This window comes from Streptococcus sp. 5346 (assembly GCF_013277455.1).
GTDB lineage: Bacteria > Bacillota > Bacilli > Lactobacillales > Streptococcaceae > Streptococcus.
In genome coordinates, this window is record NZ_VMMY01000021.1 from 1 (window position 1) to 7,462 (window position 7,462).

13 protein-coding genes are annotated in these 7,462 nt (G+C 41.5%); 8 read left to right on the top strand and 5 right to left on the bottom strand.

The genetic code is table 11. The annotated features are described in order from the left end of the window. Nucleotides 1–13: 13 nt before the first annotated feature. Both HT732_RS09955 and HT732_RS09960 read right to left on the bottom strand, forming a co-directional pair. A complete protein-coding gene (locus tag HT732_RS09955; protein WP_001288946.1) occupies nt 14–709 on the bottom strand; it encodes an LrgB family protein in 696 nt (231 codons plus the stop codon). After that, entirely contained in the window at nt 706–1,080 is a 375-nt protein-coding gene (locus HT732_RS09960; protein ID WP_000781325.1) for a CidA/LrgA family protein, read from the bottom strand. Before HT732_RS09960 ends, HT732_RS09955 begins: the two co-directional genes overlap by 4 nt. Nucleotides 1,081–1,361: 281 nt before the next feature. Here HT732_RS09960 and HT732_RS09965 point away from each other — a divergent pair, with 281 nt between their 5' ends. The 7 genes from HT732_RS09965 to queF all read left to right on the top strand — a co-directional run bounded on the left by HT732_RS09965 (nt 1,362) and on the right by queF (nt 4,910). Further along, a complete protein-coding gene (locus tag HT732_RS09965; RefSeq protein ID WP_045611106.1) occupies nt 1,362–1,742 on the top strand; it encodes a MarR family transcriptional regulator in 381 nt (126 codons plus the stop codon). 99 nt (nt 1,743–1,841) lie between these two features. Beyond that, nucleotides 1,842–2,063, top strand: a complete 222-nt coding sequence (locus tag HT732_RS09970) for a DUF4649 family protein (RefSeq protein ID WP_000570256.1) — start codon at nt 1,842–1,844, stop codon at nt 2,061–2,063. Nucleotides 2,064–2,078: 15 nt separating this feature from the next. Continuing rightward, the gene (gene trxA / locus HT732_RS09975; protein WP_001029581.1) at nt 2,079–2,393 is read left to right on the top strand and encodes a thioredoxin; all 315 of its coding nucleotides are present in this window, start codon (nt 2,079–2,081) and stop codon (nt 2,391–2,393) included. A gap of 201 nt (nt 2,394–2,594) precedes the next feature. Beyond that, complete coding sequence (queC, locus tag HT732_RS09980; RefSeq protein WP_173254967.1) at nt 2,595–3,248, top strand: 7-cyano-7-deazaguanine synthase QueC; 654 nt, start codon at nt 2,595–2,597, stop codon at nt 3,246–3,248. Then, a complete protein-coding gene (gene queD / locus HT732_RS09985) occupies nt 3,248–3,691 on the top strand; it encodes a 6-carboxytetrahydropterin synthase QueD (RefSeq protein WP_000464568.1) in 444 nt (147 codons plus the stop codon). The genes queC and queD overlap by 1 nt, the downstream gene beginning before the upstream one ends. Continuing rightward, complete coding sequence (queE, locus tag HT732_RS09990) at nt 3,684–4,400, top strand: 7-carboxy-7-deazaguanine synthase QueE (protein WP_173254969.1); 717 nt, start codon at nt 3,684–3,686, stop codon at nt 4,398–4,400. Before queD ends, queE begins: the two co-directional genes overlap by 8 nt. 18 nt (nt 4,401–4,418) lie before the next feature. Next, the gene (gene queF, locus HT732_RS09995) at nt 4,419–4,910 is read left to right on the top strand and encodes a preQ(1) synthase (RefSeq protein ID WP_000082587.1); all 492 of its coding nucleotides are present in this window, start codon (nt 4,419–4,421) and stop codon (nt 4,908–4,910) included. Nucleotides 4,911–4,967: 57 nt separating this feature from the next. On the opposite strand, the gene HT732_RS10000 is transcribed toward queF, so the two are convergent. The 3 genes from HT732_RS10000 to HT732_RS10010 all read right to left on the bottom strand — a co-directional run bounded on the left by HT732_RS10000 (nt 4,968) and on the right by HT732_RS10010 (nt 6,883). After that, nucleotides 4,968–5,636: an MIP/aquaporin family protein gene (locus HT732_RS10000; RefSeq protein WP_173254971.1), complete on the bottom strand. Its 669-nt coding sequence runs from the start codon at nt 5,634–5,636 to the stop codon at nt 4,968–4,970. Nucleotides 5,637–5,747: 111 nt separating this feature from the next. Then, nucleotides 5,748–6,539, bottom strand: coding sequence for a DUF2785 domain-containing protein (locus HT732_RS10005; protein ID WP_173254973.1), 792 nt, complete (start codon nt 6,537–6,539; stop codon nt 5,748–5,750). An 11-nt stretch (nt 6,540–6,550) separates the two neighbouring features. Further along, nucleotides 6,551–6,883, bottom strand: coding sequence for a helix-turn-helix domain-containing protein (locus HT732_RS10010; RefSeq protein ID WP_000182730.1), 333 nt, complete (start codon nt 6,881–6,883; stop codon nt 6,551–6,553). 149 nt (nt 6,884–7,032) lie between these two features. Here HT732_RS10010 and HT732_RS10015 point away from each other — a divergent pair, with 149 nt between their 5' ends. Beyond that, nucleotides 7,033–7,422 carry a nuclear transport factor 2 family protein gene (locus HT732_RS10015; RefSeq protein ID WP_173254975.1) on the top strand — a complete coding sequence of 130 codons (390 nt, stop codon included), beginning with the start codon at nt 7,033–7,035 and terminating at the stop codon, nt 7,420–7,422. The last annotated feature ends 40 nt before the right edge of the window (nt 7,423–7,462 follow it).

Sequence of the window (7,462 nt, forward strand, 5' to 3'; positions counted from 1 at the left end):
TTTTCGAAGAGTATTAACTCAATATCAAACTAGCTACAATAGGGCTGACAAAGACATAGAGAATACCGGTGACACCGATAGCCAAACCACCCATAGCTCCTGCTACAGAGCCGTATCGAAAGGCTGTTCCTGTTCCGACAGCATGACCTGTTCCTCCAAGGGAAAGACCAACAGCTACTGGGTCGTCAATTTTCAACCACTTCAAAAGGGTTGGGCCGATGACACTGGTTAAAATCCCAGTCGCCACTACAACGACCAAGGTCACAGTCGTCAAACCTTGCAATTTTTCTGTGATTCCCACTGCCATGGCGGTTGTCACTGACTTGGGAAAGAGAGAAATGGCTAGGAAAAAGTCCATGCCAAAAATCTTAGCTACAAGGGCTGTGAAAGAGGTATTGACCACTACCGCTAGCAAACTACCAAAGAGAATACTCCGAGCATGGTGCTTCATCAAGTGAAAACTCTTATAAAGCGGAATCCCTAGAGCCACGGTTGATGGGACAATCAAGTTGTTCAGATAAACCCCACCTTGATAGTAATCTTGGTAAGAAATACCCGTCGCCTTTAGAAAGATGATAATGAAAACAGCTGACAAAAGCAAGGGCGTTGTCAATGGATGAGGAAAACGTCTGTAAATCAGCATTCCCACTAGATAAGCTAGGATAGACAGGGCAAGCCCAAACAGGGGATTGGAAACAAATTCACTCATTTGGCATCTCCTTTCTCATAATCTCCCTCAAACCGTCGTTTGATAAACTGAACCACCAAAGCAATGAGGATAATATTGATGACAGCTGCAAAAAAGACAATCAAAACAATGGGCAAAAGATAGGGAGCAATCACATCAAACTTCTCCATGATTCCCACTGCTGGTGGTAAAAAGAGAATGGTCATATTGGCCAGCAAGAAATTCCCCACCATGTTGACATGCCTAGTTCTCAGCCACTTGAATTGTAGGGCTAGAAAGAGAATAATCAAACCGATAATACTGCCTGGGATAGGCAAATGAAAGAAACTAGAGATTCCCTCTCCGATTAGAGAAATCACAAAGAGAATCATTAATTGAACATATAATTTCATCCTAAACTCCACGAAATAGACTTCTTGCATACCAGTTTACTCTTTTTTCAGAAAATTTCAAGGAAATGCACAAGATTGATGAAAGTTTGAGAAGAAAGGGGATACAAACAATTCTTGACTTGTGAAAACAGGCATGATTTAGGATAAAATATTCCAGCGTCCTTCTTGCCAGCTCTTTTGAAAAGTAGTATAATTATTGCATGCGCAATCATCTTGTGACGCAGAGACTGTCCGTGAATGGACTTTCTTCTATTTACAACTCTAAAAAGAAAGGAGATACTATGACCTATTTGGAAAAATGGTTTGACTTCAATCGGCGTCAGAAAGAAATTGAAAGTCTCTTAGAAGAGACTATTGCCCAGCAGAGCGAGCAAAGTCTGACCTTGAAAGAGTTCTACCTGCTCTACTATCTGGACTTGGCCCAAGAAAAATCTCTACGCCAGATTGACCTGCCAGATAAACTTCATCTGAGTCCGAGCGCTGTTTCTCGGATGGTGGCTCGCTTGGAAGCTAAAAATTGCGGTCTACTTAGTCGCAGGTGTTGTGATCAAGATCGACGCTCTAGTTTTATCTGCCTGACAGGTGATGGGCAAAAGACACTGGCCTCTCTACAAAAGGCTGTCGAAGAAAGCTTGGAAACTGGTTTGGATTTCTTGATTTAAGATGATTTTAGAAAAAAGTTGCGTGCGCAATCATTTTTCTTGACATTCTCTTTTACAAGGAGTAAAATAAAATCATCATTAAACAAAGGAGTTTTAAACATGATTGAAATTACCTATCTAGATGCCAGCAAGAATGAAAGAACTGTAACTTTCGAATCTTATGAAGACTTTGATCGTTCACAACAAGCTTGCCTTATCGGCGTCGCAGACTACTACCCCGTCCAAAAATTAACTTACAACGGTCATGATTTGGACTACCATGGGACTTATGGAGATGTCTTCTTCTATCTCATGAAACAAGATTTAAGCCAATATAACTAAAAAAGGAGAAATACAATGGCAAAAGCAATTACAGATGCAACATTCGAACAAGAAACAAAAGACGGTTTGGTCTTGGTAGACTTCTGGGCAACTTGGTGTGGTCCATGTCGTATGCAAGGTCCAATCTTGGACAAATTGTCTGAAGAACTTTCAGAAGATGTTTTGAAAATCGTTAAAATGGACGTTGATGAAAATCCAAACACAGCTCGTGCTTTTGGAATCATGTCTATCCCAACTCTTCTCTTCAAAAAAGACGGCCAAGTAGTGAAACAAGTTGCTGGTGTTCACACAGCAGAACAAATCAAGGCCATCGTTGCTGAATTGAGCTAATCAAACGAGAGACCAAGTACTTGCTTTGGTCTCTTTTTTCTTGCCCTTTGCCATTTTTCAAAAAATATGCTAGACTGTAGATAGAATATTACGATGTTTGGGACACGCCATCGCTAAAAAAAACCTTGACTTGGTATTTTTTAGCTCCCTCAAGGGAGCTTTTTGCGTGCTCTGAACATTTCCCATTTTGGAAGGAGTACTATGAAACGTCAATCTGCCTTGGTCGTCTTTAGTGGCGGTCAAGATTCTACAACCTGCCTCTTTTGGGCTAAAGAACACTATGAAACAGTCGAAGCTGTCACCTTTGCCTATGGCCAACGCCACCATCTTGAAATTCAAGTTGCCCAAGAAATCGCTAAGGAACAGGGGATTCGCCATCACATCCTAGATATGTCTCTGCTGGGGCAAATCACTGAAAATGCCTTGACTTCTGATCTGGAGATTGAGCAAAAAGAGGGAGAGGTTCCCAATACCTTTGTTGATGGTCGAAACCACCTCTTTCTATCCTTTGCGGCAGTCCTTGCTAAGCAACGAGGCATTAAAGATATCGTGACAGGTGTCTGCGAGACAGACTTCTCAGGCTACCCTGACTGCCGGGATGTCTTTGTCAAATCTCTCAATGTTACCCTCAACCTTGCTATGGATTACGACTTTGTTATCCAAACACCTCTCATGTGGCTAGACAAGGCTGAAACTTGGGAGTTAGCTGACCAACTCGGTGCCTTTGACTATGTTCGTGAAAAGACCTTAACCTGCTACAACGGAATTATCGGAAGTGGCTGTGGAGATTGCCCAGCCTGCCACCTACGTCATCATGGTTTAGATGTTTATCTCTCACAGAAAGGAGAGGCCTAATGTTTTTTGCACCCAAAGAAATCAAACAGGAAACTGGGGAGTCTCTTGTCTACAATCCTCACAGAACCTTGGTATCAAAAGAATTTACCTTTGATGCTGCCCACCACCTCTTTCACTATGAGGGAAAATGCAAATCCCTACACGGCCACACCTATCATCTGCAGATTGCTGTCAGTGGATTTTTAGATGAACGTGGCATGGCCTACGATTTTGGAGATATCAAAGCGATCTACAAGAACTACTTAGAGCCCCACTTGGATCATCGCTATCTCAATGAAACCCTTCCCTATATGAACACGACTGCTGAAAATATGGTTTACTGGATTTTCCAAACCATGAGTCAAGAGTTGCCAGACGAACGAGGTCTCCGTTTGGAATACGTTCGCCTCTATGAGACTCCGACTGCCTTTGCGGAGTTTAGACGGGAGTGGTTAGATGACTAGGGAACGTGTCCTCAAACTACCAGTTTTGGAAATTTTTGGCCCAACCTTTCAAGGCGAAGGCCGTGCTATCGGGCAGAAAACCATGTTTGTCCGCACTGCTGGTTGCGACTACCACTGCGACTGGTGCGATTCTGCCTTTACTTGGGATGGTTCTGAAAAGCCAACTCGTATGACTGCTGACGAGGTCATTGCTGCCTTGGATAAATTGGGGAGCTACGACTATGTAACCCTATCTGGGGGAAATCCTGCTATCCTAGCAGCCAACATGGCCGAATTGGTCACTAAGCTCAAGGAACGTGGTGTCACTCTGGCTGTTGAGACCCAAGGCTCCCGCTGGCAAAATTGGTTAAAAGACATCGACCAGGTCACTCTCAGTCCAAAACCTCCTTCATCCAAGATGGAAGTCAACTTTGAGACCTTGGACTTTATCGTTTCCCAACTTGATCCAGATAAGGTCACCTTTAAAATTCCTGTCTTTGACGATGCAGATTTGGCCTTTGCCAGAGGAATACAAGAACGCTACCAACCAGATGTTCTCTTTTTATCAGCAGGAAATCCTGAGCCCAAGGCTACGGGTAATATTGTCCAAGACCAACTGGACCGTCTCAAAGAACTCTGGGAACGCATCGCTGCCGACGATAACTGGGGCAATGTCCGCGTCCTTCCTCAACTCCATACCCTCCTCTACGATAATCAACGTGGTGTTTAAGATTAGAAAGAAAAAATCATGTCACAACAAGAAGAAATGAAAAACCTAAGCCTACTAGGCAACAAAGAAACCAACTACATTTTCGAATATCAACCAGAAGTTCTCGAATCCTTTGACAATCGTCATGTGGAAAATGACTATTTCATCAAATTTAACTGTCCTGAATTTACCTCACTGTGCCCAATCACTGCTCAGCCAGACTTTGCAACTATCTATATTTCCTACATTCCTGACAAGCTCTGTGTTGAGTCAAAATCCCTCAAACTCTACCTCTTTAGCTACCGAAACCACGGAGATTTCCACGAAAACTGTATCAACACCATCGGGAAAGACTTGGTCAACTTGCTAGACCCTCGCTATTTGGAGGTTTGGGGAAAATTCACTCCGCGCGGTGGCATTTCAATCGACCCCTACTACAACTACGGTAAGCCAGGAACTAAGTATGAAGGCTTGGCAGAACAACGCCTCTTCCAACACGACCTTTATCCAGAGAAAATTGACAACCGTTAAACTCATACGAAAAAGCCCTGTTCCTCAAACTGAGGAGCAAGGCTTTTTGAGTTTCAATTATTCTTCTGTTCCAAGGAAGTTTTTAGCAACAAGGGCTGCAAGAACTCCACCAACGATTGGCGCAAGGATGAAAATCCATACTTGTTGAAGGGCTGCTCCACCTACCAAGACAGCTGGTGCCAAGCTACGAACTGGGTTTACTGAAAGTCCAGTGATGTTCAATCCAACAAGAATCATAGCCATCAATGACAAACCGATTACCAAACCAGCAATCGCACCATTTCCCTTGCTTTCTGAAGTCACGGTCATGATAACCAAAACAAATAAGAAAGTTGCGATGACTTCAAACAAGAAACCGCCAAAGACAGTGACACCGTTTGCCAAGGCATTTTCACCAAGACTAGCAGTTGACATCCCTGAGTTCGCCAAGAGGAAGAAGACAGAAGCAGATGCTAAAAAAGCTCCAACTACTTGTCCAAGAATGTAGTTTACAAGGTCTTTTGATGACAAACGTTTGTTCACAAACATAGCAATAGAAACAGCTGGGTTCAAATGAGCACCTGAAACAGTTCCGATTGAGTAGGCTGCAACCACGATGGCTAAACCAAAGGCAAAGGCGATTCCAAGGTGACCTAGGCCATCAAGACCATTTCCAAAAACAACAGCTCCTGTTCCGATGAACACAAGCATGAAAGTACCGATTAACTCAGCGACAAATTTTTTCATTTTCTTTCTCCTTTTTTCAAAAACTAGATACTAGTCTATCAAAAGAGGGAAAGGGTTTCAAGAAAATTGACTGGAAATTTTCTTGAAAATCATAGAACTATTAGCTAATCTCTAGTATTGAAAAGACTGGATAGCTTCTTTCAAGTCATCTTGTAAACTATTTCTCTGGTCAAGTTGGACATAGACTTCCAACAGACAGGATCTGAAGTTGGAAAATTTATAAAAATCTTCCCTTTCTTCTATCGGAAAGTCAACAGTTTTTATCCAAGAAGCTACTTTCTCTTGCTCCAACTTACCTTGTAAAATAGGTTCATAGATCACTCTTGCTAAACGCCAATCCTCATCATCTGTAAAGCGAAGCGAAATTCTTTTAAATAGTTGGCCAAGTATCTCAAATACTTCATGAACTCTGTTTTTAGGAAAGTCTGGATGACAAACCACCTCTGTCAGTAAATCGGCTCCATGTGCAAAACCATGAACCCAACCATACTGACTTGAAAAACCCCTTGTATCCTTTTCTTTTGAAAGATAATACAAACCTTGATTTAAAAGGACATTACGAATTTCTGATTTTAATCTCTGATAGAAAATCGATTGCTGGTTGGCATCTGCAGACAAGAGATTTGCATAAATAAGCGCCCTAAAAGAACGTTCAAGGGTTGACAGGCCTACCTTATCAATCTCTTTATCTAACCCTCCATCAGATGAAATCCCTTCAGCAATGAAATGAAATTGTTCCTGTGTAAATAGCTCTTCCTGAATCCCTCTAGCAAAGCTTGTAAAAACAAGGTCATCGCGAATTTCTGGAGAAGAATCTCCCAAATGATCAAGCAACCATTGGATTTCTTCCTCATGATAACTTGGTTTTTCTTCTGCTATTTTCCTAAGTAATTCTTGATACATGGGCAATACCTCTACATTTCTAGCAACTTGATATAATCTAGACCCCATTTCTCGACAGCATCTAAAACAACTCTGAATTCCTGCCCCATTTCGGTTAAGCTGTACTCAACTCGTGGTGGAACTTCAGCATAGACCTTTCGTTGAACAATCTTATCCTTTTCTAATTGACGGAGATGACGGGTCAAAATAGTTTGAGTAATCCCAGGCAATAATCTCTGCAATTCTTTAAATCGTTTGGTACCCGTACTCAACTGATAAATGATTACCAGTGCCCATTTCCCCGTTAAAACCCTCTGCGTTGTCGCAAATGGACAAATACCATACTCACTCACTTTATTTGTCATAAAATATCTTCTTTCTATTTTTTAAAAAAAATTATCTTTTAGTATCAATAAAAGTACTACTTTTGATACTAGCTATCAAAAAAGTGTCTACTTGTTTTTTTGTTTGTAACTGTTACAATTATATCATAAAAAAGAAATGGAGAATAGATATGTCAACAAACTTAGAAATTTTCAATACTTATAACCAAGCTTTAATTGCTGGTGACTTTCCTGGTGTCTTTGAAACGATGGCAGACGATATTGTCTGGCATCAACCTGGTACTCATAGTATATCTGGTTCAGTTGTTGGTAAGGACAAGCTAGGAACTCACCTGGCTACATTTGCTGAGAAAACTAATGAAACCTTTAAGGTGATAACAAATTGGGTTTCTGACAATAAGGATTTAATCGCAGCCAATGTTACTTTTCTTGGAACACGTGCTGATGGTACTGAACTCAATATGAACGGGATTGACCTCTTCCGCATTGAAGACGGAAAAATCAAAGAAGTTTGGCTCTTCTCTTCAGATCAAGCTGAAGAAGATAGCTTTTGGGGATAATTTAAGAGGCCGGGACAAAAAATTTTGATTTTAGGAATTC